We start from the raw sequence: 23697 nt of genomic DNA on the forward strand, positions 1-23697 counted from the left end.
GAAAGTTATACGATACTAGAACGGCAAGTCATCATCTGAAATGTTGATCGGCTTGCCTGCACTCGCGAAAGGATCACCAAACGGATCATAGTCATTATTTCGTTGACCGGATGGTTTGTTACCGCCACCCATGCCCGGTCCTGGATCGTATCCCGAATTGTCTCCGCCGGATTCATTGCCTCGACCGCCCAAAAATTGAACGTTCTCCGCAACGACTTCCGTCACGTATACCTTTTTACCTTCTTTATTATCATAGGAACGTGTTTGCATACGTCCTTCGATGGCTGCTTGTCTACCTTTACGCAAATAGCTTGCGCACAGGTCGGCAAGTTTTTGCCAAGCGACAATGTTAATGAAGTCCGTTTCTTTCTCACCCGCTTGATTGGTGCGGGGACGATTGACGGCCACAGTAAAAGTAGCAACGGCAACGCCATTTGGCGTGTAGCGAAGTTCAGGATCTTTCGTCAGGTTGCCGATGAGAATGACTTTATTCATCTTGGTTCCCCCTCTGATCGCGACAATGATTACTTCTCATCACGAACAAACATAAAGCGGATTACGTCGTCATTGATTTTCATCAGACGCTCAGCTTCCGCAACAGCATCGGAGTTCGCTTTGAAGTTCATCAAAACGTAGTAACCTTCACGGAACTTGTTGATCTCGTACGCAAGACGACGTTTACCCATTTCTTGAAGCTTAGAGATTTCGCCACCATAGTTAGTTACAACATCGCTGTAACGAGCTACATTGGATTTTACTTTCTCTTCTTCAAGGTCTGGACGCAATACATACATTACTTCGTATTGGCGCATACCTTTTCACCTCCTTATGGACTTTAGCGGCCCTATTCGGGCAAGGAGCGAGTGCTAAAACGAAACGCACAAAACATGCACTCCATAAATACTCGCATTATCGTATTATAGCAAACCGCCTAGCTCGAATCAAGAATTTCGTACTAAACATTGAAGCGGAAATGCATAACATCTCCATCTGCCACTACGTACTCTTTCCCTTCAAGACGGTACTTCCCACGTTCTCTCGCTACTGCTACGGAACCAGCATCTACCAGATGTTCATAAGCAATCACTTCGGCACGAATGAATCCGCGCTCGAAATCGGTATGAATCACGCCTGCCGCACCTGGAGCCTTTGTACCCTGACGGATGGTCCAAGCGCGTACTTCTTGTACACCTGCTGTGAAATAAGTAACTAATCCCAACAGTTTGTAAGCAGCACGAATCAAGCGATCAAGACCAGACTCAGTAAGACCGAGTTCTTCCAAGAACATCTCTTTGTCTTCACCCTCGAGTTCAGCGATTTCCGCCTCTACCTTCGCGCTGATGACAACCACTTCTGCGCCTTCACTCGCTGCGTGTTCACGAACCGTCTGCACATGCGGGTTGGTGTCAGCATCGTTAATGCCGTCTTCTGCTACGTTGCACACGTACAGCATTGGCTTGATTGTCAGAAGATGCAGATCGCGAATCCATTTGCGCTCCTCGTCATCGAGTTCAACACTGCGAGCGGATTGGCCCTCTTCAAATGCAGCCTTCAATTTCTCCAGCACGTCCAGCTCTTGCTTGGATTCTTTGTCACCGGATTTCACCTTACGTGCAATACGGTCAATGCGACGATCAACAGAGTCCAGATCAGCAAAGATCAGCTCCAGATTGATTGTCTCAATATCACTCAGAGGATCTACGCGACCAGCTACGTGCGTGATGTTCTCATCTTCAAAACAACGTACAACATGTGCAATCGCGTCCACTTCACGGATGTGTCCGAGGAACTGGTTACCAAGACCCTCGCCTCTGCTCGCACCTTTTACCAAGCCAGCAATGTCCACGAATTCAAACGCTGTCGGAACTACCTTGTTCGGAACGACGATCTGTGTCAGCTTTTCCAGACGCTCGTCTGGCACCTCCACAATACCTACGTTAGGGTCAATCGTACAGAACGGATAGTTCGCCGATTCAGCACCCGCTTGTGTAATGGCATTAAACAATGTCGATTTCCCTACGTTTGGAAGACCGACGATCCCGCAAGAAGCACCCATCTATATACACTCCTTTATCATCATCCTGATATCCTTTTAAGTATATAGATTTGGTTTTCAGATTACAATTGTCTCCTTGTGGAAGCTTTGTTTCACTTGTCTCCTCCTGTGCTCATCATAGCTTCAGGTGGTGGGACAAAAAAAGAAATGCTAGACTAGACAAACAGAATCTATTTGCTACGGTAAAATGAAAGGTAACGAGGTGACTACAAAAATGAAGCTCTTACTTCTCGGTGCAACTGGTCGCGTAGGGAGTCATATCCTAGACTATGCATTAAAAGATGGGCATGAAATAACCGTTCTCGTTCGCTCAGCAGACAAGCTCCTTCATTTGGCTTCTGAAAATGTGCGTGTCCTGACCGGAAATGTTCTCGATCAAAAGGATGTTGAATCAGCCATGCGTGGAGTTAACGCGGTCATTAGCGCCCTCGGGACAGATAAAGCAACGACGTTATCCGAGGGGATTCCCTATATTATTGAAGCAATGAAGCGAGAAGGCGTTTCACGGATTATTACGGTGGGCACCGCCGGCATCTTGCAAAGCAGGGTTTCTCCTGACCTGCTCCGCTATCAATCCAGTGAGTCCAGACAAAAATTGACGCGTGCTGCTGAGGAACATCACAAGGCATACTCGCTCTTGGAACAGTCCGAGCTCGATTGGACCATTGTATGTCCGACCTATTTGCCCGATGGCGTGTATACGGGCACTTACCGGGTCGAAGTTCACCAATTGCCTGTGGATGGGATGCAAATATCCGTGCCGGATACAGCCGAGTTTACGTATCAGCAGCTTTCTTCTTCCGAATACATGCAAGCGCGAGTCGGCATTGCCTATTAAATAGATACAGGAAAAATACAGGCCCCCTATCCGTAATGGAAGGGAGCCTGTTTTGCTTCTATGCGTTTCTTTACTTCTCGTTCACCAGCTTTTCCAGCTCATTCAATGTCTCTTCGAAAATTTCCATTGCTTGCTCGATTGGCTGGGACGTCGACATGTCCACACCTGCTGCTTTTAGCACCTCGATAGGCGGAGCAGAGTTACCCGCTTCGAGGAAGTTTTTGCGAACACGGTCCACTGCTGGCTGACCTTCATCCATGATTTGCTTCGCTAATGCTTGTGCAGCGGCAAAGCTCGTCGAGTACTGATAGACGTAGTATTTATAGTTGTAGAAATGGCTCACACGTGCCCATTCCATACCGATTTCCTCATCAGAAACCATGTCTTTTCCGTAGTACTTTTTGTTGATATCGAGGTATATCTTCTTAATCGCTTCCGCATTCAGAGATTCCCCTGCTTGCTCCTTTTCGTGAATCGCTCTCTCAAACTCCGCGAATTGCGTCTGACGGAACAGCGTGGAACGGAAGTTTTCCAGATAGTGATTCAAGAGATACATCTTCTCTTCTTTCGTCTTCGCCTTCGCGTACATGCTCTTGAACAGCAGTGTTTCATTCATGGTAGAAGCCACTTCTGCCGTGAAAATTGGGTAGTTGGACGAAATGTACGGCTGGTTTTTATTCGTGTAATACGACTGCATGGCGTGTCCCATTTCATGTGCGATGGTATACACATCATCAAGCGTACCTTGGTGATTCAACAGTACATACGGATGTGTATCATAAGCACCCCATTGGTAAGCACCCGTGCGCTTGTCATCGGTGGAATAGACATCTACCCAGCCGCCATCGAGACCTTCAGACATTGCCTTCACATAGTCATCACCCATTACCTGTAACCCATCAACCACGATTTTCTTTCCTTCGTCGAAGGAAATATATTTGTCATCAGATGGAACGATCGGCACGTAAATGTCGTACATGTGCAATTCCTTCACGCCAAGCATTTTCTTTTTCAAGGAAATGTAGCGATGCAGCAATGGCAGATTGTCATTCACTGTGTCAATCAGCTCATCATACACCTTCGTCGGTACGTTGTTCGGTGTCAGGCTTGCTTCCAGCGCAGAATCGTAATTACGTACAGCTGCGTAGAAATTATCGCCCTTCACTTTTGCAGCCAACGTCGATGCAAACGAATCTTGGAAATTGATCAGTGCACTATAGTACGCCTTGAACGCTTCTCTGCGCACATTTTGATCCTTGCTTTCCAGATAGGAAATAAAATTAGCACGAGTCAACTGTACTTCTTTGCCTGTCTCGTCTTTGATTTTAGGGAACCTCACGTCTTTTGACAGCATGCTGTAAATGTTGGTCGGTGCACCGCCCAACGGAGACGATTTCGCCAAGAGCTGCTCCATATCAGCAGAGAGTGAGTACGGCTTCGTTCTCAGCATGTCTTCGATAAACAGCTTGTAAGGCTCTAGTTCCTTTTCGGACAGCAAGCTCTTTAGTTTGTCATCGGGAATCGCAACGATTTCAGGCTGTACCCACGAGGTTTTTTCTGTGACAAGCGTGTACATTTTCTCACCGCGGTCTCCCAGCTTTTGCAGATCAGGATTCGCGGAGTTTACATCGAGAGACATGTTTCCGTAAACGTATGCTTTGTCATTTAAGCGCATCAACTCAACGTAGTCGTCGAATGCCGCCTGCATCGCAGCAGAAGATGTACCCAACTTGCCTTGGTGCTTCGTGAAAGCGTTTGCCAAAGATTCAACCTTAGCAACATCCTTTTCCCATTCCTTAACAGTCGGATAAATATGATCCAGCTTCCACTTGTAGGCATCCGGGATCTCAGCGCGAGTTTGATAAGAAGGCTTCTCAGCAGCAAGAGCTACCGCCTGCGTGCTGTAAGGAATGAATGGTACGGATACTGTCGATAATGCAATGGCTAAAGCCGTAACTGATGCAAATACTTGCTTCTTCAAATCTCAATCGCCCCTTTTCTTCTATCTATTTTTGCCAAATTATAAGTGTGTAATTATATTTTTACCTACCAAATTCCTTCTTATTAATAAAAATTTTTAAAATATTCAATAACAACCGTCAATTTATCCAGAGAAAATCGCCTTTTGTGGATAACTCTGTGGATAAGTATTTATTAACAACTTTCTTTTCCCCAAATCGTTTGCAGACACTCTTTTTCTTCGCAAAAAGTTGTCCACATTTTCTGTGGATATACTGTGAATAACTTATTTTCCTTGGAACCAGGGCATCCGCCTATACCTCGTAGTGGGTTCCTACATAGCATGAGTATTGAAACTACGGTAGGAGGTGTTAGCAAGTGGGTATCTTTAACGGCTTCGACGATTTCGCGCTGATCTTGGTTCTGTTCATCCTTCTCGTTATCGTAGGTTGCGACTGCGACTAACCTACTCCGCTGCCATCCAGCCTATCTGAAGGTAAGCTTGCATCCTCAGCAGCCTTACCTTCTCCATTGCACATAGATCATAACCAGGCGATGCAGCCCAGGGATAATGATCAGTCATAACCTAAGTACCATCACCGGGAGATACATTTGATCGTACAAAAGGAAAAAGGATGCGCCTTTATTGGCTGCATCCTTTTTTTTACCCACATGCTTGGACTATTTAGACCCGGTCTGAAAAGTTATCCACTGCGCTTGATTGTGATTACCTGCTGTGTCCTTTACCAAACCCGTAATGAGGCTTACCTGATATCTCGTATGTGGCTGCCATTTTCCTTTTGGCTTCACAGACAACATCCGCTTACTTTTGTTCCAGGTAGCTGTATGGGGAACGATAGCCCCTTTTTCATCTGTCACACGAACTAACGGTCCGGCCGTTTTGCTGGAGAGTACTCCGCCACCAACTAAAATAATCTCCTCCGCAAACTGGAGTGTCACTTTATCCTGGAGCCTTACATTTTTAGCCCCGTGACCAGGCAACATGACCGCTTGCGGAGAGATGTTATCCACAGGTTGTTTCGTTTGAAACGTGCTGGTTAGCTCTGGATTCAAATTGCCTCGCTGATCCTTCACTTTTTTAGCCATCAGGCTTACTCGATAGGACGCCCCTGCTTCCAGATTTCCTTCCGGATCAATCATTATGCTTCGATTGGTTTTGTTCCATTTTGCCGTAAAACGAACCTTCTTTTTTTTCGCATCCGTGAGCGAAATGATCGAGAGACCAGATTTGTCGGAGAGCTCTTGACCATTTTTTAACGAAACCGGCCCCGAAAATGTCAGTGTAATGATTTGATCCGGGTCAATTTCCGCCGATTTGTCAGCCGGGGATATTGTCACTCCCCATTCGTTCGCCGACTTTGCCCACGCTCCCTGTGATGGAACTAGGAAAAGCGCAAGCACTACTACCCATTGCAACCACCGAACACTCATCTTTTTCATCGAACCCCTCCCGTCTAAAACGACAAAGCCGCTTCCTGAAGCAAATAAACGTGTCTCTTCATCGTTTACAGGCATTGTAGAAAAAGACAGATGGGTTGATCAAAGAAATATGAACTATGCTTGCGGTTCTTCCTCCGCGCGAATCAATATTTTTTTCAGTTTGCGTTCAAATTCTAGTCGTCCAATCATCACGCTATGATCACAACCCGTACATTTGATTCTCACATCCATGCCCATGCGTATGACCTTCCACGCATTCGTGCCACATGGATGTGGCTTTTTCATCTGTACGACATCCCCCAGTCCAAATTGCTTACGTTCCATTTCTCTTTCTCCTCTCTACACTGTTCCCTTTCCAGACACCGCGACGATTTTTGGATACGGAATTTGAATACCTCGATTGGTTAATTCCGTTCTGATTTTCGCACGCAAATTTCGATTGACCCCGTGATGCGTGTTCGGCTTGCACTCCGCCGTCACCCGGATAATGACTTCGGAAGGTCCCAGTGCATGTACTCCCAAAATCTGTGGCTCAGCTACGATATCCGTCAATTCCGTTTGAGCCGATGCCAATACTTCTTTGAGCACAGACTCCACTTGATTCAGATCTTCTTCATACGCTACAGATACGTCTACAACCGCTAACGTATTTTGCAAAGAAAAATTGGTCACTTGATTAATCGTGCCGTTTGGAAAGATGTGCACCTCACCCGTCCAGCTTCGCACCTTTGTAATGCGCAGACCAATCTCCTGTACCGTACCTGTCAAATTGTTGATCGTTACGACGTCTCCGACAGCAAATTGGTCTTCAAAAATAATGAAGAATCCCGTAATGATATCACGCACGAGACTCTGCGCTCCGAAACCGACTGCCAGCCCCAGTACCCCTGCGCTTACTAAAACCGGGCGCAAATCAATGCCCAACAGCTGCAAAATCATGAGAATCGACAAAAAGTAAATGCCGTACTGAACGACATTGTTGACGAGCACCCGCATCGTATCCACTCGGCGTTGATCCATTTGAATCTTGCTTCCATGCCGATGCTGGAACACTTTATTCACGCCTGATTGCACAACAGATACGACGATTCGCGATAACAGTATGATCGCTGCGATCTTCAGTACGATCATACCTATGTTTACCCACATATCTGCATCTGTCACATACGCGTATACTTGGGCATAAATTTTCTCAAAAAAACCACCTTGATTCATTCCTCCCGCTCCTTCTGCTCCCCGTTTTCGTCGACCTCGCTATACAGACCAAAAAACTGACGGAAGTATCCTCGTATTACCACTTGTTGTTCCATCATGATCGTTTTCGCTCGTGAGTAATCCGACAGTGGGAACTCAATGGAAAGGGCACAGCCAGCCGTTATTTCTTTCGGCGTTGGTCTTGTATCGATCTCAATATCCTCGTACTCCAGCAGCATTTCTGCCCGCAAAGCTTGCTGCGTGGAATCAAACGCGATCAGCACTGTCTCTCCTCCCATTTCACTCCCCCTCATCTTTTTCACGCAAACTGCCATAGGCTCCTCTTATTTTACCTGTTCGTTTTCATGCTTGCCAGCCTCGCTGATTTTTCAAAACCTACGTAACTTTCCCATTAGCAGGTATAAAAATGTCATATCGGTACGATACTGTGAATACTTTTATATAACCTTTTACAGGTTGGTTTAAGCCAAGTCCGCAAGAGTGGAGGTTTCCATGAGTACATCCGATAATCGCAAGGATTATTCTTTGCCACCTTTTAAAGTGGAATACCGCAGTGAAAACGCAGACGAGCATCTCGCCGGTCACCTTGCGCAGCGCTTTCGCTTAAATCAGTTCGATGACGACCTTGTCATTGTATGTATTGGGACAGACCGTTCTACTGGTGATGCTCTAGGCCCGTTAGTGGGAACCAAGCTCCTCGCACAGTCATCTCGTTTTTTGCAAGTATACGGAACGCTTGAAGACCCAGTACACGCCATGAATCTTAAGGAAAAATTGGAGCTCATCCACGCGAATCATCCGACTGCTACGCTCATTGCGGTCGATGCCTGTTTAGGACAATTTAGCCACGTCGGAAACATCAATGTGATTAATGGTCCACTAAAACCAGGGGCTGGTGTAAAAAAAGAGCTACCTCCTGTCGGTTCCTTCCACATTACCGGGATTGTCAACGTAGGAGGCTTCATGGAGTATTTTGTCCTTCAAAATACCCGCCTCTCCATCGTCATGAACATGGCAGATATCATAGCTTCCGGACTAGCAAAAGCCGTAACACTGGCTTCTACGCCTAGTCGATTCGATAGTGTCTTATATGATTGACCGTTTCTTTCTGCAAAAGGTTCCATCCCTCTAGAAAACTTGCTTTTCGATCTGTTCTCTCCCTCAACGGATGACAGGTCTATTTTTTTTTTACACAATAATCGTCAGACGTTTTTCGATCACTTGGGCGCTGAGCGGCGTTGGCGCTACGCTTTCTCCATCTGCATGGACGGGCAGCGGTCCTGCTGCATCTATCGTTACCTGCTTGCCCCTATAAAAGTGGACACCCGGATGATGACGGTGAGCCCATGTAAATATTTTCGGAAAAGCGGCTAACAATCCAAGTCGACTCATACCACTTACTACGCAAATGTCCGCAATGCCATCGTCCGGTATTGCATCGGGGCAGATCAGCATTCCGCCTCCGTAATTCGGAATATTGGCAGCGACCACTAGCCAGACACCCTCTAAACGAACCTCATGACCATCAACAGTCAGTACGATGTCACGTGGCTGATATGTACATACGACGCGGATCACCGATAAAATGTAGGCTAGTGCTCCTAGCTTGTACTGATTGAGCCAAGCTTTGTACACGGCTTGATCCGTGACCTTTGCTACCTGTGCATCGAATCCGGCCCCGATTGAATTCACAGCTACTTTTCCGTCCAATAAAATCAGATCGATTCGCTTTTCCTCTTGTTCCGACAGAATTCGCTCTAATGCCTGTAACGGTTTCATCGGAATTCCATGTCCGCGAGCGAAATCATTCCCGGAACCAGCCGGCACCAATCCAAATCGACAGTCTTGATTCGATTCGTATATCCCGTTCACCACTCCTCGTACAGTTCCGTCCCCACCGACAGCAATGATTTTATTTACTCCCTCTTTTTGAATCAGCTCTTTTGATAATTTTTCGGCGTCCCCCTCTCCTGATGTCAACCTGACATGAAAAGGCGTTTCTAGACGTCGTAGCGTCGGCTCAATTTGCCTCCATACTTTCAACCCTGTGCCATTGCCTGATACAGGATTGACGATTACACCCAACATAGTAATTCTCTCCTCAACATGCTGCCGTACTGTACTGTACTGTCCCACTTATCCATACTTGCTCGCAAATCAAGTTTTTGTATCATATTATCGCATGCTATTTTTATCGATGATAGTTGATTTTTCATAGAAAAAGACTCCTCCCGAAGGAAGAGCCTCTGTGCCAACTATGAAAACAGCTTTGAAATCCAATCAAGCAAGGGAACTCCGATTGCTGCGATCACTAATGCTGGCATCATGTTGGCTACCCTTATCTTTTTGATCTCCAAAACGTTTAACCCAATGGCAATAATCATCAAGCCACCTACTGCCGTTACTTCTACTAGGATCGCATCTAGCATCGTTTCGCTAACCACACTGTAAATGCGTGTAGACAATAACGCAATCATGCCTTGATATAAAAACACAGGCACTGCCGAAAAGATGACACCGATTCCTAGCGTCGATGTGAAAATGATCGCAGAGAATCCATCTAGCAATGCTTTCATAAACAGTACATCATGGTTGTTACGCAAACCACTGTCTAACGCACCGAGTACAGCCATGGCTCCAATACAGTACACCAGCGTCGTCGTGATAAAACCAGTAGCAATACTGCCTTCGCTACCCCCAACTTTCCTCTCCAGCCAGTGCCCCAGATTGTTTAAGCCTTTTTCAATTCCAATCCATTCACCTAGTACTGTTCCTAGCACAATACTGATAATCACGAGTAAAAAATTATCCGAACCCAGGCACATTTTAATGCCCAATATGAATACGGCCAGAGCAATTCCTTGCATGACGGTTTGTCGCATCGACTCCGGAATTCGCTTCAACATTCTGCCTAACAATGCCCCTAAGATGATTGCTCCGGCGTTGACCAATGTTCCCAGCAAGATCACTTGCGCTGTCCCCCTACAGATGCGTTACACAAACGCTGCTGCTATTTCCCGAACAGCGTTATGAAGCGCTTCTACATCTTTCTCTGAGTTGAAAATTCCAAAGCTGGCTCGAACCGCTCCACGTTGTTCGGTACCGGCAGTCTGGTGTCCCAGTGGCGTGCAATGAAAACCCGATCTGGTCGCAATCCCGTATTGTTGATCCAGGATAAACGACACCTCTGCTGCATCCACGTCGCCGATATTAAAAGCAACCACGCCTACACGTTCGGTCTCAATCCCCGGTCCGTAGACATGTACACCTTCAATCTGCTGTAAGCCGATGATCGTTTGCTTCACCAATTCCCATTCGTGCTGACGAATGTTGTCTACACCTTTTTCCATGACAAAATCAACGCCTGCTTGCAGCCCTGCCAAACCAACCGTATTGAGTGTCCCGCTTTCGTATCGGTCTGGACGAGTTGTCGGTTGATCGATCGCTTCAGACTGACTGCCTGTCCCCCCATGAATCAAAGGCTCCAGATCAATCTCACTACTCACGTACAGACCACCTGTACCTTGTGGACCATACAGCCCTTTGTGTCCAGGAAACGCAAGCATGTCAATGTTCATTGCCTCTACATCTATAGGCAAAACACCAGCAGACTGAGAAGCATCCACCAAAAACGTAATGCCGTGCTCTTTTGCCAGTTTCCCCAGCTCAGCTACAGGCAGGATAACACCTGTCAGATTGGAAGCATGACTCACGACGATTAACCGCGTCGCGGGCGTAATCGCTTTTGCGAAATCCTCTACATAGAATTGATGGTCTTCTCTCGGCTCTACAAAAGTAGCTTCTACTTGGTTGTTTTTACGCATGTACTCGATGGGACGTCTTACTGAATTATGCTCGACAGACGAAGAAATCACATGATCGCCTGCTTGTAAGAATCCTTTTATCGCCTGATTAAGCGCTTGAGTAGCATTGAGATAAAAAAAGAGGTTATTCGGGTTTTGAATCCCAAACAACCGCGACACCTGCACCCGTGTCCGAAACACAGCTTTACTCGCTTTCATCGCCAGTGCATGTCCACCTCGGCCAGGATTTGCAGCAAAATCCTCGATGACCTCAGCCATCATTTCTTTGACTGCTGGTGGCTTCGGCCATGTAGAAGCTGCATTATCCAAATAGATGATCGCCATGACTACCTCCTGGACTTACTTCTCTATATTCAACATATCGATGATTCGTTCCAAGTCTTCCTGTGAATAGAAGTCAATTTCGATCTTGCCGCGCTTCGTTCCTTTTTTAATCTTGACCGATGTTCCAAAACGACTACGTAGCCGTTCCTCCATCTCGATCAATACTGGCTCGTTTTTCGCTGGCTTTTTCTTTTTTGTTTCACGTGAAACATTGAGCTGCTTCACAAGCTCTTCCAACTGGCGAACACTCAATCCTTTTTCCACCACGTCATTTGCAAGCTGTTGTTGTACTTTCTTATCCGTTACCCCAAGCAAAGCACGCGAATGTCCCATAGATAGTTCCGCTGCCGAGACCATTTTTCGGATCTTCTCTGGCAGTTGCAGCAAACGCAGCATGTTGGCTACATGCGGTCTACTCTTCCCTATCTTTTGTGCGAGCTGTTCTTGTGTATAATCATGGTGGGAGATCAGCTTGTCATAGGCCTCCGCCTCTTCGAGAGGATTCAGATTTTCCCGTTGCAAGTTCTCAATTAGGGCAATCTCCATTAATTGCTGATCTGTGTATGCTTTTACTACTACCGGAACTTCTTTTAACCCCGCTACTTTTGCAGCGCGCAATCGTCTTTCCCCAGCTACCAACTCATAACCTTTGATGCTTTTCCGAACAATCAGCGGTTGGATGATCCCATGCTCTTTGATTGATTGTGCCAGTTCATCTATAGCTGATTGCTCGAATTCTTTCCGGGGCTGATAAGGGTTAGGACGAATCTCATTGATGGAAACCTCTTTTACCTGTTCCCCTTCTTCGATGAGATTGGAAGTAATAAGCGCATTCAGCCCTTTTCCCAATCCTCTACTCATACCCCTACCACTTCCTTCGCCAAATCAGTATAGACTTCCGCTCCTCGTGAGCGTGGATCGTACGTAATGATGGCTTGTCCGTGTGATGGTGCTTCACTCAAGCGAACATTTCGAGGAATAATTGTTTTGTATACTTTGTCCTGAAAATACTTTTTCACTTCTTCAATCACTTGCAAACCAAGATTCGTACGTGCATCAAGCATCGTCAGCACAACACCTTCGATGGCAAGCTGTGAATTCAAGTGTTTTTGAACCAAACGAATGGTGTTCAACAGTTGGCTTAATCCCTCTAGCGCATAGTACTCACACTGGATTGGAATTAAGACAGAATCAGACGCTGTCAAAGAATTAACGGTCAAAATCCCTAAGGATGGCGGGCAATCAATGATGACGTAATCGTACTTGTCCTTAACAACCTCCAGCGCCTTTTTCAGACGAACCTCACGAGAAATCGTAGGGACCAGCTCGATTTCCGCACCTGCCAATTGAATGGTAGCAGGAATGATCATTAATCCTTCAATTTCAGTTGGCAAAGTCGCATCGACGGGGTTGATATCATTGATCAGGACATCATAAATGCAGTACTTAACATCTGCCTTATTAACCCCGATCCCACTGGTTGCATTTCCTTGCGGATCAATATCAACCAGCAGCACCTTTTTCCCCAATGCGGCCAAACAAGCACTTAGATTGACGGACGTAGTAGTTTTCCCAACGCCGCCTTTCTGGTTCGCAACCGCAATGATTTTTCCCAACTTCTCCACCTCTTTTTTGTCGTGTAGGAAAGCTTGTGGCTTGACCAGTACACTCTCCAGTACGTCTTTCAAAGTCATCTTCTGTATCCTCATCTAGTTAGTCATTCGAGTCTATTTACGATTTGCTCGTATTCTTGTAAAACGATGATCTTTTTGCAAATTTCTTCGTTCGTTGCCATTCAGTAACCTTTACATGGCCTGTACATGATAAGACGAAAAAAGTCTCTGCAAAGTTATCCTCATTCATAAACGAGTAAACCTGCAAGTATGCACAGGTGGATACTCTCCATGTTATCAGATTTGCAGCTTGGTCGTACGCTGTTTTTTTTAGATAGTAGGACAAAAAAGCCTGATTTTTGTCCCAAGAATACTGATTTTCCTAACATTTTTACAAAAACTGCTTATTTCTGGAAATCGAACAATGCGGATAGCCTAATTTTCTATAAATAATCAGTATTTGCCCAAAAAGAAAGGCGACCTTGTCGCCCTTTTTGTTACCATCATTTATTTCCCTGTTTCCTTGTTTTTCGGAATACGAATGGTGAATTGATAAAATTCATCATGATCTTCTTCTGCCGTCTCTACAGGCAGACCTGTCTGGACCACCATATCGATCGATTGCCGAACGGTATTAATCGCAATCCGCGTATCCCTTGAAAATGCTTTCCAGCGAGGCTTGGCATCTTTTTCCGATTTCGGGTTCTCAGCCAATTCTAGAAGCTGCTTCACGCGCACTTCCGTCTGTTTCACATTCCATTCCCGCTCCAAAATCTCCAGCAGGACTTTATGTTGTAATTCTGGATCCTTTAAAGGAATCAGAGCCCTTGCATGACGCTCTGTTACTCGTCTGGACAACAATGCATCTTGAATTTCTTGTGGTAAATGGAGCAAGCGCAGTTTGTTTGCGATTGTCGATTGTCCTTTGCCCAAACGTTGAGCAAGACTCTCTTGCGTCAAATTGTGCAAATCAATCAGCTTTTGATAAGCGACTGCCTCTTCAATGGCTGTCAAACCTTCTCGTTGCAAATTCTCAATCAATGCGATAGAGGCTGTTTGCGAGTCATTAAACTCTTTGACAATCGCAGGAATCCTCTCCATGCCCAATTTTCTAGTTGCGCGCAAACGTCGTTCCCCAGCAATCAATTCATAACGACCATCGCGAACCCGCACGACAATCGGTTGAATGAGTCCATGAGTTCGGATCGTTTGACACAACTCATCAATTTTCTCGTCATCAAATACAGTTCGAGGTTGATATGGATTCGGTACAATCTCCTCAACTGGTATTTGTTTGATTTCTTCGTTATCTGTCTTGTCCGTCAAGCCAAAAATCCGAGAAAATGAATCTTTAACTGCCATAGAAAAATCCCCCACTTCTACCCGTTCCATCCGTGCTATTTTCATTCCTTGAAGAGTTGTTCAAAAAGCCATCTACTAATCACGAAGTAATCCTAAAAGCTTGGGCGACATCGAAACTATCGTTCACATTCGAAGTTTAGTGCTCATGTAGGGCTCCTACAATCTGCTCCTCCTTCTTCAAGACGACTTTTTGAATACGTCCTTGAAACTGAAAAAGGTCCTGTCCAATCATCGACAGAATCTTCCTCGAAACATTTTTGTATCCCTTGCCCATCCATTGCCCGGATAGGACAGATTGAATATGTACTTTGATTGTAGCTGCAAAGGAAAAATGGAGTGTTGGCGTCGTAAGTGAGTCCAGTCCTACTCGTTCTACATAGGTCCTCCTCTTACATCGTTAGAGACAGCATGCATCTACATTTAAAATAGCTTCACAAGCCCTATAGTACATACTGCTTAACAGACTCTTCTTGCCCATCCGATCGGTTTGTAAAATTGCCTTTGACCTAATCTTCTTTCCCTACACGCTTTCTTCAGGTTCATTTATATATATGTAATTCTGCAAGATTCGTCCAATTCCTGCTAACGAAAAACGTTTCACGTGAAACATCAATCGTGATCTTCGGCATAAAAATCGCGATTATCACTGTGTTTTGGCCTCTCATCACTTCCAATGCTCTCATCAGTAGGATGTGAAATCTTGGTGACAGAAAACAATCGAGGAAAAAGTCTATGGAAGTCTAACGTCAGATTCGAAAAAATCGCGGCAATGATCGCTGCGACATACATGCCTGCACTGAACATCAGACCAATGGCTGAAGCAACCCACATCCCTGCTGCCGTCGTCAAACCTTTCACCGTGCCATTGAATTTAATAATAGCTCCCGCTCCCAAAAATCCTATGCCCGTCACAACTTGTGCAGCTACCCTCCCTGGATCATGATTCACGCCGCTCGAAGAAAAACCGTATAAAAACTACTATCGAAGCCTATTAATGGAGGAGCGACCGCGTTTTTGCGGAAAGTTATTATGCGCTCCAGAAAGTTTAAACTTTCTTTCATGTTAAATGGAAGCTAGTCCAAGTAGACACGAACCAAAACACACAAGACTATACGTTCGAAAGCCAGCACCTCTTTGCCTGCTCACATCTTTTATAAACCTCTCTCGCTGCCATCCCATGATCGCTCCTGCTAGAAAAGCAAGAAAAAGCCGAAGTAATATGGTAGGGAGTTCTGGCGGAAAAAAGGAGGAAAGTACTGCTGCTTGCATAGTCTAACCACCCTCTCATACGATGTCATTCTTTCGAAGGAGCTAGTACTATGTATATGCCAAGCAACAGACTCCATGATCTCAGAAGTAAATCTCAGAAGTAAACCAGCGTATCACTTCAAAAATAAAAAAGGCCGCAGCACGCGGCTACGACCCTCTCTTATTACTGACTCCTACACTAGCGGCTTTTTCGCAGGAACTCCTGCCTTGCGCGGATAGCTTTTCGGTGTCGCTTCTATTTTTTCCATGATGACGATGTTACGCTCTCCCGCATCCTCTAGAAGCTGGAAAGTCTCAACCTTTCTCGTCTTTCCACCGAGCGTTTTGATTGCCTTTTTCGCTTCAGCAAGCTCTGGAGTAATCTCCGCTCCCTTGAGAGCGACGAAGTGTCCTCCGACTTTGGCAAAAGGAAGGCAGAACTCCGATAACAAATTGAGTCTCGCAACAGCACGTGCCACGACGAGATCAAATTTCTCCCGATAAATGGCTTCTTGCCCACGATCCTCAGCACGCCCATGGACGGGATGCAGGTTCTCCAGACCCAGTTCCTTTGCTACATGCTGCAAAAAGCTCATGCGCTTATTCAAGGAATCAATGATCGTCATGTGCAGATGTGGGAAACAAATTTTCAAAGGAATGCTAGGAAAACCTGCGCCCCCACCGATATCTACAACTGATTGCACCTGGTCAAATGGGAAGTAAAAAGCTGGCGTAATCGAATCATAAAAATGCTTGTTGTACACTTGCCCCTCTTCGGTAATTCCGGTCAAGTTCATCTTCTCATTCCATTCCACCAACAAGCGGAAAAAATGATCAAACTGCTCCTTCTGACGATCCGTCAAGGAAATCCCTTGGGCTGCAAGTACCTCGGCAAACTGTTCTTTCGTCATAGCTTTTCTCCTTACTCGGCTACTCCCACGCGTTTATATTCCAGATATACCATCAACACGGAAATGTCAGCTGGAGTAACCCCTGCGATACGAGCCGCCTGCCCAATGTTCAACGGACGAATTTTGGTCATATTGTCGCGGGATTCCTTAGACAAACCGGAGATTTGGTGGTAATCGATATTTGTTGGGATGCGGCGCTCCTCCATTTTTTTCATCCGCTCTACTAGTTGCAATGATTTTTTGATGTAGCCATCGTATTTGATCTGAATTTCAACCTGTTCCGTTACATCCTCTGGCAGTGCTTCTGGCGCCGGGACCATTTGAGCAATGTGGCCGTAGTTGATTTCAGGACGACGCAGCAGTTGAGCCAGCTCGATGACATCTGTCAGTTCAGGAGAACCTGCGTTGCGCAAAACCTCTTGGACATGTGCCATTTCAGGACGTACGCGTGTGTTTGCCACACGTTCTTTTTCTTGCTCGATCAGCTCGCGTTTTTGGTTAAAACGGTTGTAGCGCTCTTCGCTGATCAGACCGATTTCACGTCCGATATCCGTCAGGCGCAAGTCTGCATTGTCGTGGCGAAGCAGCAAACGATATTCTGCACGAGAAGTAAGCAAACGATAAGGCTCATGCGTTCCCTTAGTAACAAGGTCGTCAATCAAGACACCGATGTACGCCTCTTCTCGCCCCAAAATAACTGGTGGTTTCCCTTGAACGCGGCGTGCTGCGTTAATCCCTGCCATAAGACCTTGACCCGCTGCTTCTTCATAACCAGAGGTACCATTGATTTGTCCTGCTGTGAACAAGCCCGGCAATATTTTTGTTTCCAAAGAAGGCCAGAGCTGCGTCGGTACGACCGAATCATACTCAATCGCATAACCAGGGCGCATCATTTTGACTTCTTCCATTCCAGCCATGGAACGCAGCATGGAAAGCTGAACATCCTCCGGCAAGCTGGTCGACAAGCCTTGTACATACATTTCTTCGGTATTGCGTCCTTCTGGCTCCAAGAAAATTTGGTGACGCGGTTTATCGTTAAAACGAACGACTTTATCCTCAATCGAAGGGCAATAACGCGGTCCCGTTCCCTCGATCATTCCAGAATACATAGGTGCACGATGCAGATTGCTATTGATGAGTCCATGTGTTTCTTCATTTGTATATGTCAGCCAACAAGGCAGCTGGTCCAAAATAAATTCCGTAGTTTCATACGAAAAAGCGCGCGGTACCGGATCACCAGGCTGAATCTCCATTTTGGAGAAATCTACACTGCTGCTATGAACACGTGGAGGCGTTCCCGTCTTGAAGCGTGTCATTTCAAAACCGAGTTCCTTCAAATGATGTGCCAGACGAATGGACGGACGCATGTTGTTCGGTCCACTTTCGTATTGGAGATCTCCGAGGATGATCTTTCCGCGCAAATAAGTTCCAGTCGTCAACACGACGGATTTGGCCATGTATCGCGCCCCAGTTTGCGTAATAACCCCTTCACAGACTCCATCGTTCACGATCAGCTCTTCTACCATCGCTTGACGCAAGATCAAATTCGGAGTATTTTCAATCGTTTTCTTCATTTCATGCTGATACGCAAATTTGTCTGCTTGTGCGCGCAAGGCATGCACAGCCGGTCCTTTACCTGTATTCAGCATACGCATTTGGATATGGGTTTTGTCGGTATTGCGTCCCATCTCTCCACCAAGCGCGTCCAGTTCGCGTACGACATGGCCTTTTGCCGGACCACCTACGGAAGGGTTACATGGCATGTATGCCACAGCATCCAGGTTGATCGTCAACAGCAATGTACTGCAACCCATACGTGCAGCCGCCAACGCCGCTTCAGCACCAGCATGACCGGCACCAATTACGATGACGTCAAACGAGCCCGCTTCATATGCAGGTACAACGTTCATTTTTTGTCCTCCTCTATCACTTACCCAGACAGAACTGGGAGAAAATCTGGTCAATCAAATCTTCGCCGACACTTTCTCCGATGACTTCCCCAAGCAGCTCCCACGACTTTTTAATATCGATCTGAATCATATCCACTGGCATAAAGTCATCGATTCCACCCAGCGCTTCATCTATGGCTCGTTCTGCCTGACGAAGCAGTTGAATATGTCTGGCGTTGCTCACGTAGGTCAAGTCATCCTGCTGCACACGGCCACTGAAGAAAATCTCCCCAATTGCCTGCTCCAGCAGATCGATCCCCGTCTCCTCACGCGCAGACGTCATAATTAACGGCTGCTGAGGGAAATGACGCTTGATCTCTTCCAAATCCACTTTTTGCGGTAGGTCAAATTTATTGACAATCACAATCACATGGAAACCTTTTGCCGCTTCAAAAATCGCGTAATCATCAGCGGAGAGAGGCTCGTTGTAATTGATCACGAGCAACACGAGGTCAGCCTTTTGCAGCAGCTGTCTGGACTTCTCCACCCCGATTTTCTCCACGATATCCTCTGTATCGCGAATTCCTGCGGTATCGATGAGTCGCAAAGGAACCCCGCGCACATTGACATACTCTTCGATGACATCGCGTGTCGTTCCCGCAACGTCAGTCACAATCGCCTTTTCCTCTTGGACCAGACTATTTAATAGAGACGATTTCCCTACATTCGGACGTCCAATAATCGCGGTCGACAAGCCTTCACGCAAAATTTTTCCTTGCTGTGCGGTCTGCAACAGTCGTTGGATCTCACCTTTAACCTCCAAGCACTTTCCTCGCAAGAAATTTTGTGTAAACTCCTCAACGTCATGCTCTGGGTAGTCCAGCGTTACTTCTATATGGGCCATCGCTTCAATCAAATTTTGGCGCAGCTGCCGAATTAGCCTGGACAGCTTCCCTTCTACTTGATTCAATGCGACCTTCATCGCTCTGTCAGTTTTCGCCCGGATCAAATCAATGACGGCCTCAGCCTGAGACAAATCGACACGTCCGTTTAAAAACGCACGCTTTGTGAACTCACCTGGCTCCGCCAATCTTGCTCCATTATCCAAGATTAACTCCAGAACCTTTTCAACGGAAACGATTCCTCCGTGACAGTTTACCTCAACTACATCCTCCCTCGTAAATGTACGGGGAGCCTTCATTACAGAAACCAGCACCTCTTCCACTCGTTCACCTGTGTTTGGCTCATACAAGTGCCCATAGTGAATCGTATGGCTGTCCACAGTGGACAACCGCTGCTTTCCTTTATATATCTTATCCACAACTTCGATCGCTTCCGTACCGCTTACCCGGATCACGGCAATACCGCCTTCACCCATTGGTGTTGCGACCGCCGCTATTGTATCGAATTTCATGCTGTTCACCTCAAGCTTTCCACTCTTACAAGTCAGCCACTAACTTACTAGCATAACAGATCGTCTAGAAAAATTCCAAAAGAAAGTGTAGCCAATCCATATGACTAACCACCCAATAGGAAAAAGCAACCCTATCCGCCAAGGTTGCCGTCTGTTTTGGTTATCCACAGTATAATCATTTTCGCAAATCCTCAACCATTTGGTCAATTATCCACAGTGGACAACTTTTTGAAGAGATTGTTCAAAATGTCGTCGCTTGCTCACTTGATTTCAGGCAAAAAAAAGAAGCCTAGCGAGAGGCTTCTTTCGGTGCAATCACGATATAACGATTTGGCTCGTCTCCTTCACTGAAGGTAACCACATCCGCTCTCTTTTGCAAGAAGGCGTGGATTACTTTCCGTTCAGCAGCAGACATTGGTTCCAGACGTACATCCCGTTTGGTCGATAACGCTTTTTTCGCCACACGATCTGCGAGCTGCTCCAATGTTTCCTTGCGACGCAGCCTGTAATTTTCGGCATCCAGAGTGATACGTACATGTTTGTCCGCATGACGGTTCGCTACGACGTTTACGAGATACTGTAATGAATCAAGAGTTTGTCCCCTGCGGCCAATAATGATTCCCAGATTGGTTCCCTGGATGTCAAACAGCATACCCTCTTCATTTGTACGCGTCTCCACTTTGGCATTCACCTTCATGTTCGACAAAACGTCTTGAAGAAAGTCACGTCCCTGTGCAACCGGATCAAAGTGAAATTCTACTTGCACTTTAGCGTCCTTTGCCCCAATCAGTCCAAACAAACCTCTGCTTGGTTCTTCTAGAACTTGGATCGTTGCCCGCTCACGCGGTACTCCCAATTCCAGCAAAGCTTTTTGCACAGCATCGTCGATCGTTTTTGCCGTAGCTACCGCCTTTTTCACTTGGAGGCTCCCCCCTTAGGAGTAGGCATATTTCCTTTATCACGATACAGGAAGTAGGTTTGTACAATGGTAAACAGGTTACCGTATACCCAGTACAGAGACAGCGCTGATGGCAATGTGACGGCAATCGCCAAAATCATCAGCGGCATCATGATGATCATCATTTGCATTTGTGGATTTCCTTGTGTTGCCTGACCCATCATCTTGGACTGCAGGTACGTCGTAATCGCCGCAACAATCGGCAAAATGTAGTACGGGTCTTTTTCTCCCAACGTCAGCCACAAGAACGTTTGCGAGTTAATCTCAGTCGTACGGATGATCGCATGGTAGAACGCGATCAAAATCGGCATTTGTACCAACATTGGCAAGCATCCAGCCAACGGATTGACACCGCTCTTCTGGAACAAAGCCATTGTTTCCGTTTGCGCTTTTTGTGGATCATTCTTGTGCTTCTCCCGGATCTTTTGCATCTCCGGTTGAATCTCTTGCATTTTCTTGGAGCTCTTAATTTGCTTGACCATCAATGGAAGCACAATGATTCGAATGATGATCGTTGCAATCAGAATACCCAGACCGTAGTTGTTTCCGAGTAACAATGCGCTCTCTTTAATCAGCCAGGACAGTGGATAGACAAAATACTTGTCCCAAATGCCGGTTGCGTCAGGGCCAATTGGTGCAGCAGCTTGGGGGTTACAGCCCGACAAAACTAGAACCAGCATAGTCAGCATAAGAATGCTGAGTGTACGTCTACTCAAGGGTGATCCTCCTTTTCCCCGCTTCAATTGAGGTAATCTTATTTGTGCTGATCCGGGACTGGATCATACCCGCCCGGGTGGAACGGATGGCATTTCAAAATGCGACGAAGGGCCAACCAGCCTCCCTTCCACGCACCAAATCGACGAATCGACTCAATCGCGTAGTGAGAACAGGTGGGCGCGAATCTGCATGAAGGTGGTTTATACGGAGAAATCATTAGTTGATATCCCCGGATCAACCAAACCATGATCTTCACCATCATCGTTTCACCCTCTTTTTCCATCTCTTTTTCCATTATGTACGGGTGTCGGTTTGATCACTTTGGCTCGCTTCATCACATGTAACAGAGATTGCTCAATGGCTTCAAGCGTCATCGTATCCACACCCGGACGTGCGATGATGACGAGATCGAGACCGACTGGAATAACAGACTCCATTCGAGCTACTGCTTCGCGTATAAGCCGTTTGACTCTATTGCGGACAACAGCATTGCCAATTTTTTTACTGACGGAAATTCCAGCGCGAAAAGCCGTTTGTCCCTCTTGCTTTGCTGAATACAAGACAAACTGCTTATTAGCAGCAGAACTTCCTCGTTGAAACACAGCTTGGAATTGCTCATTTTTTTTGAGCCGGTGTGAACGATGCAAAGGTAAACAACCCCTAACATCACAATTATAGTAGAAAACGTAAACAGCATCTACCAGTATATCCTTGTTTCGTCCACTTTTTTCCCCTAAGTATACTAGGTTTAGAACAAAATCAAAAATTCAGCGGAAAAAATACTGGATATCAGCCAATTTCCGCGATGATTTCTGCACTGGCATGGCGCAAGTCAGAGAGCAATTGCTCATCTGCTTGGAAAAAGCCCAATTTCTTGAGTGGCACATGAATCCGGGAAGGCAGCTCCGCCCAATGCTCCTCCAGCCACTTGTCAGAATCCACACTGTGATATAACCAAATCGCCTCTGAAAATAATAGAAACCCGGCCATATCAATCTGATTTCTCTCCTGCCATCTCTGAACCTTCCTCTTTACTAACCAATCATTTTCAGCTGCCAGCGCAAACGCAAACTGGATCCCCTCATTTTTTGACCGTAGATGAGCTCGATAGTCCGCCAATAGCACGAGTACATCATGTACATCTTGATTACTCTGGTATGCCTCCTGAAAAAAACCGTCCATTCCGTCCGAGCGTCCTGCTTTCTGTACCAGCTGATACAACCCTGCATCACTCAATGAATGCCTCTGGAAAAAGGCACGCATTTGCAACGCCCCAATCCATCCTGCCCATGCAGTCAAGTAAGCCGAATATGGAAAGCCTTCCGATAAGGCAGCCTGCGCCTCTTCGTGGAATGCAACTACCTCCGCCTTTGCCTGTGCGAACATTTTCGCTTTTCCAGCCGGCGAATCCATATAGGCACACATGACCTTCATCCAAGAAGTGAAACGATCCTCTGGGTCCAGAACAACCTTTGCTTCCTTTACGTAACGCCATGCCCACGGATTTTCGTACACTTCTTCATCAGTAGGAGCAGATTGGACGTGCAGCTGTACCACATGCCCTCTAAACAGACGATTTTCGCAGGAAGGATCATCTCCTCCCTCCACAAAGATATGTAAATCGAGGTCGCTGTACGCGTCCGCTTCTCCCCTCCCGACAGATCCACCCGCATAGGCACATACCAAGCTGGCTAGAGGACATTCATCAAGAAACTCGCGCGCCAAGGATACAAAAAAGTCGGTTACGTCCTTGCTTTGCTCCATCAGCCTCCTCCAGTCTCTTCAATAAATTAGAAACATTTTCAGTAGCTAGGTAACGATTATCCCTCAAAAGGTTTCCACATCGGAGAAGGTCTTCCTCTTTTTATAAGAACAAAGAATTTTCAGACATATGTAGACAAACAAAAA

The 23697-nt window shown here is 46.3% G+C and carries 25 protein-coding genes and 1 pseudogene; 3 read left to right on the top strand and 23 right to left on the bottom strand.

Translation table 11 applies throughout. The features are described 5' to 3' along the window. Positions 1-15 precede the first annotated feature (15 nt). From C7R93_RS09545 to ychF, 3 genes are all read right to left on the bottom strand, one after another. Positions 16-495, bottom strand: a complete 480-nt coding sequence (locus tag C7R93_RS09545) for a single-stranded DNA-binding protein (protein WP_007720185.1) — start codon at positions 493-495, stop codon at positions 16-18. A gap of 29 nt (positions 496-524) precedes the next feature. Next, entirely contained in the window at positions 525-812 is a 288-nt protein-coding gene (rpsF, locus tag C7R93_RS09550) for a 30S ribosomal protein S6 (protein ID WP_007720183.1), read from the bottom strand. Between the two features lie 143 nt (positions 813-955). Then, positions 956-2056 carry a redox-regulated ATPase YchF gene (ychF, locus tag C7R93_RS09555; RefSeq protein WP_106838608.1) on the bottom strand — a complete coding sequence of 367 codons (1101 nt, stop codon included), beginning with the start codon at positions 2054-2056 and terminating at the stop codon, positions 956-958. Positions 2057-2270: 214 nt separating this feature from the next. Between ychF and C7R93_RS09560 the strand changes: the two genes are divergently transcribed. Next, positions 2271-2894, top strand: coding sequence for an NAD(P)-dependent oxidoreductase (locus tag C7R93_RS09560; RefSeq protein ID WP_106838609.1), 624 nt, complete (start codon positions 2271-2273; stop codon positions 2892-2894). A 70-nt stretch (positions 2895-2964) separates the two neighbouring features. Here C7R93_RS09560 and pepF read toward each other — a convergent pair whose 3' ends face one another. Then, positions 2965-4875, bottom strand: a complete 1911-nt coding sequence (gene pepF, locus C7R93_RS09565) for an oligoendopeptidase F (RefSeq protein WP_106838610.1) — start codon at positions 4873-4875, stop codon at positions 2965-2967. Between the two features lie 356 nt (positions 4876-5231). Between pepF and C7R93_RS09570 the strand changes: the two genes are divergently transcribed. Then, positions 5232-5318 carry a YjcZ family sporulation protein gene (locus C7R93_RS09570; protein ID WP_017246824.1) on the top strand — a complete coding sequence of 29 codons (87 nt, stop codon included), beginning with the start codon at positions 5232-5234 and terminating at the stop codon, positions 5316-5318. 216 nt (positions 5319-5534) lie between these two features. Here C7R93_RS09570 and C7R93_RS09575 read toward each other — a convergent pair whose 3' ends face one another. The 4 genes from C7R93_RS09575 to C7R93_RS09590 all read right to left on the bottom strand — a co-directional run bounded on the left by C7R93_RS09575 (position 5535) and on the right by C7R93_RS09590 (position 7807). Beyond that, positions 5535-6314: an Ig-like domain-containing domain gene (locus C7R93_RS09575; RefSeq protein WP_106838611.1), complete on the bottom strand. Its 780-nt coding sequence runs from the start codon at positions 6312-6314 to the stop codon at positions 5535-5537. A 114-nt stretch (positions 6315-6428) separates the two neighbouring features. Then, entirely contained in the window at positions 6429-6638 is a 210-nt protein-coding gene (locus C7R93_RS09580; protein WP_007720174.1) for a DUF951 domain-containing protein, read from the bottom strand. Between the two features lie 15 nt (positions 6639-6653). Further along, positions 6654-7529 carry a mechanosensitive ion channel family protein gene (locus C7R93_RS09585; RefSeq protein ID WP_106838612.1) on the bottom strand — a complete coding sequence of 292 codons (876 nt, stop codon included), beginning with the start codon at positions 7527-7529 and terminating at the stop codon, positions 6654-6656. Continuing rightward, positions 7526-7807 (bottom strand): putative Se/S carrier protein, encoded by a 282-nt coding sequence (locus C7R93_RS09590; protein WP_106838613.1) that lies wholly within the window; start codon positions 7805-7807, stop codon positions 7526-7528. The genes C7R93_RS09585 and C7R93_RS09590 overlap by 4 nt, the downstream gene beginning before the upstream one ends. Positions 7808-8021: 214 nt before the next feature. Here C7R93_RS09590 and yyaC point away from each other — a divergent pair, with 214 nt between their 5' ends. Beyond that, on the top strand, positions 8022-8627 hold the full coding sequence (gene yyaC, locus C7R93_RS09595; protein WP_106838614.1) for a spore protease YyaC: 606 nt from the start codon (positions 8022-8024) through the stop codon (positions 8625-8627). Between the two features lie 90 nt (positions 8628-8717). On the opposite strand, the gene C7R93_RS09600 is transcribed toward yyaC, so the two are convergent. The 15 genes and pseudogenes from C7R93_RS09600 to C7R93_RS09675 form a co-directional block, all read right to left on the bottom strand. Continuing rightward, positions 8718-9617: a diacylglycerol/lipid kinase family protein gene (locus tag C7R93_RS09600; protein WP_106838615.1), complete on the bottom strand. Its 900-nt coding sequence runs from the start codon at positions 9615-9617 to the stop codon at positions 8718-8720. 167 nt (positions 9618-9784) lie between these two features. Then, positions 9785-10498: a DUF554 domain-containing protein gene (locus C7R93_RS09605; protein WP_106838616.1), complete on the bottom strand. Its 714-nt coding sequence runs from the start codon at positions 10496-10498 to the stop codon at positions 9785-9787. A 24-nt stretch (positions 10499-10522) separates the two neighbouring features. Continuing rightward, positions 10523-11677, bottom strand: a complete 1155-nt coding sequence (locus C7R93_RS09610) for an aminotransferase class V-fold PLP-dependent enzyme (RefSeq protein ID WP_106838617.1) — start codon at positions 11675-11677, stop codon at positions 10523-10525. 15 nt (positions 11678-11692) lie between these two features. Continuing rightward, positions 11693-12538, bottom strand: a complete 846-nt coding sequence (locus C7R93_RS09615; protein WP_106838618.1) for a ParB/RepB/Spo0J family partition protein — start codon at positions 12536-12538, stop codon at positions 11693-11695. Then, positions 12535-13293, bottom strand: a complete 759-nt coding sequence (locus C7R93_RS09620) for a ParA family protein (protein WP_015894094.1) — start codon at positions 13291-13293, stop codon at positions 12535-12537. The genes C7R93_RS09615 and C7R93_RS09620 overlap by 4 nt, the downstream gene beginning before the upstream one ends. Positions 13294-13797: 504 nt before the next feature. After that, positions 13798-14652 carry a nucleoid occlusion protein gene (gene noc / locus C7R93_RS09625; RefSeq protein ID WP_106838619.1) on the bottom strand — a complete coding sequence of 285 codons (855 nt, stop codon included), beginning with the start codon at positions 14650-14652 and terminating at the stop codon, positions 13798-13800. Positions 14653-15261: 609 nt separating this feature from the next. Continuing rightward, a pseudogene (locus C7R93_RS30605) lies at positions 15262-15921 on the bottom strand (MgtC/SapB family protein). Between the two features lie 173 nt (positions 15922-16094). Then, positions 16095-16811 (bottom strand): 16S rRNA (guanine(527)-N(7))-methyltransferase RsmG, encoded by a 717-nt coding sequence (gene rsmG / locus C7R93_RS09640; protein ID WP_106838621.1) that lies wholly within the window; start codon positions 16809-16811, stop codon positions 16095-16097. An 11-nt stretch (positions 16812-16822) separates the two neighbouring features. Further along, entirely contained in the window at positions 16823-18721 is a 1899-nt protein-coding gene (mnmG, locus tag C7R93_RS09645) for a tRNA uridine-5-carboxymethylaminomethyl(34) synthesis enzyme MnmG (protein WP_106838622.1), read from the bottom strand. A gap of 16 nt (positions 18722-18737) precedes the next feature. Then, complete coding sequence (gene mnmE, locus C7R93_RS09650; protein ID WP_056495729.1) at positions 18738-20114, bottom strand: tRNA uridine-5-carboxymethylaminomethyl(34) synthesis GTPase MnmE; 1377 nt, start codon at positions 20112-20114, stop codon at positions 18738-18740. A 289-nt stretch (positions 20115-20403) separates the two neighbouring features. Next, positions 20404-21033, bottom strand: coding sequence for an RNA-binding cell elongation regulator Jag/EloR (jag, locus tag C7R93_RS09655; RefSeq protein ID WP_106838623.1), 630 nt, complete (start codon positions 21031-21033; stop codon positions 20404-20406). Further along, complete coding sequence (gene yidC, locus C7R93_RS09660) at positions 21030-21788, bottom strand: membrane protein insertase YidC (protein WP_106838624.1); 759 nt, start codon at positions 21786-21788, stop codon at positions 21030-21032. The genes jag and yidC overlap by 4 nt, the downstream gene beginning before the upstream one ends. Before the next feature lie 38 nt (positions 21789-21826). Further along, positions 21827-22051 (bottom strand): membrane protein insertion efficiency factor YidD, encoded by a 225-nt coding sequence (gene yidD / locus C7R93_RS09665; protein ID WP_208637804.1) that lies wholly within the window; start codon positions 22049-22051, stop codon positions 21827-21829. 4 nt (positions 22052-22055) lie between these two features. Then, positions 22056-22436, bottom strand: coding sequence for a ribonuclease P protein component (rnpA, locus tag C7R93_RS09670; RefSeq protein ID WP_106838626.1), 381 nt, complete (start codon positions 22434-22436; stop codon positions 22056-22058). Between the two features lie 142 nt (positions 22437-22578). Continuing rightward, the gene (locus C7R93_RS09675; protein WP_106838627.1) at positions 22579-23553 is read right to left on the bottom strand and encodes a hypothetical protein; all 975 of its coding nucleotides are present in this window, start codon (positions 23551-23553) and stop codon (positions 22579-22581) included. Positions 23554-23697: the final 144 nt, after the last annotated feature.

Origin of the sequence: Brevibacillus fortis (assembly GCF_003013395.1) — a bacterium.
GTDB classification, from domain to species: Bacteria; Bacillota; Bacilli; order Brevibacillales; family Brevibacillaceae; genus Brevibacillus; species Brevibacillus fortis.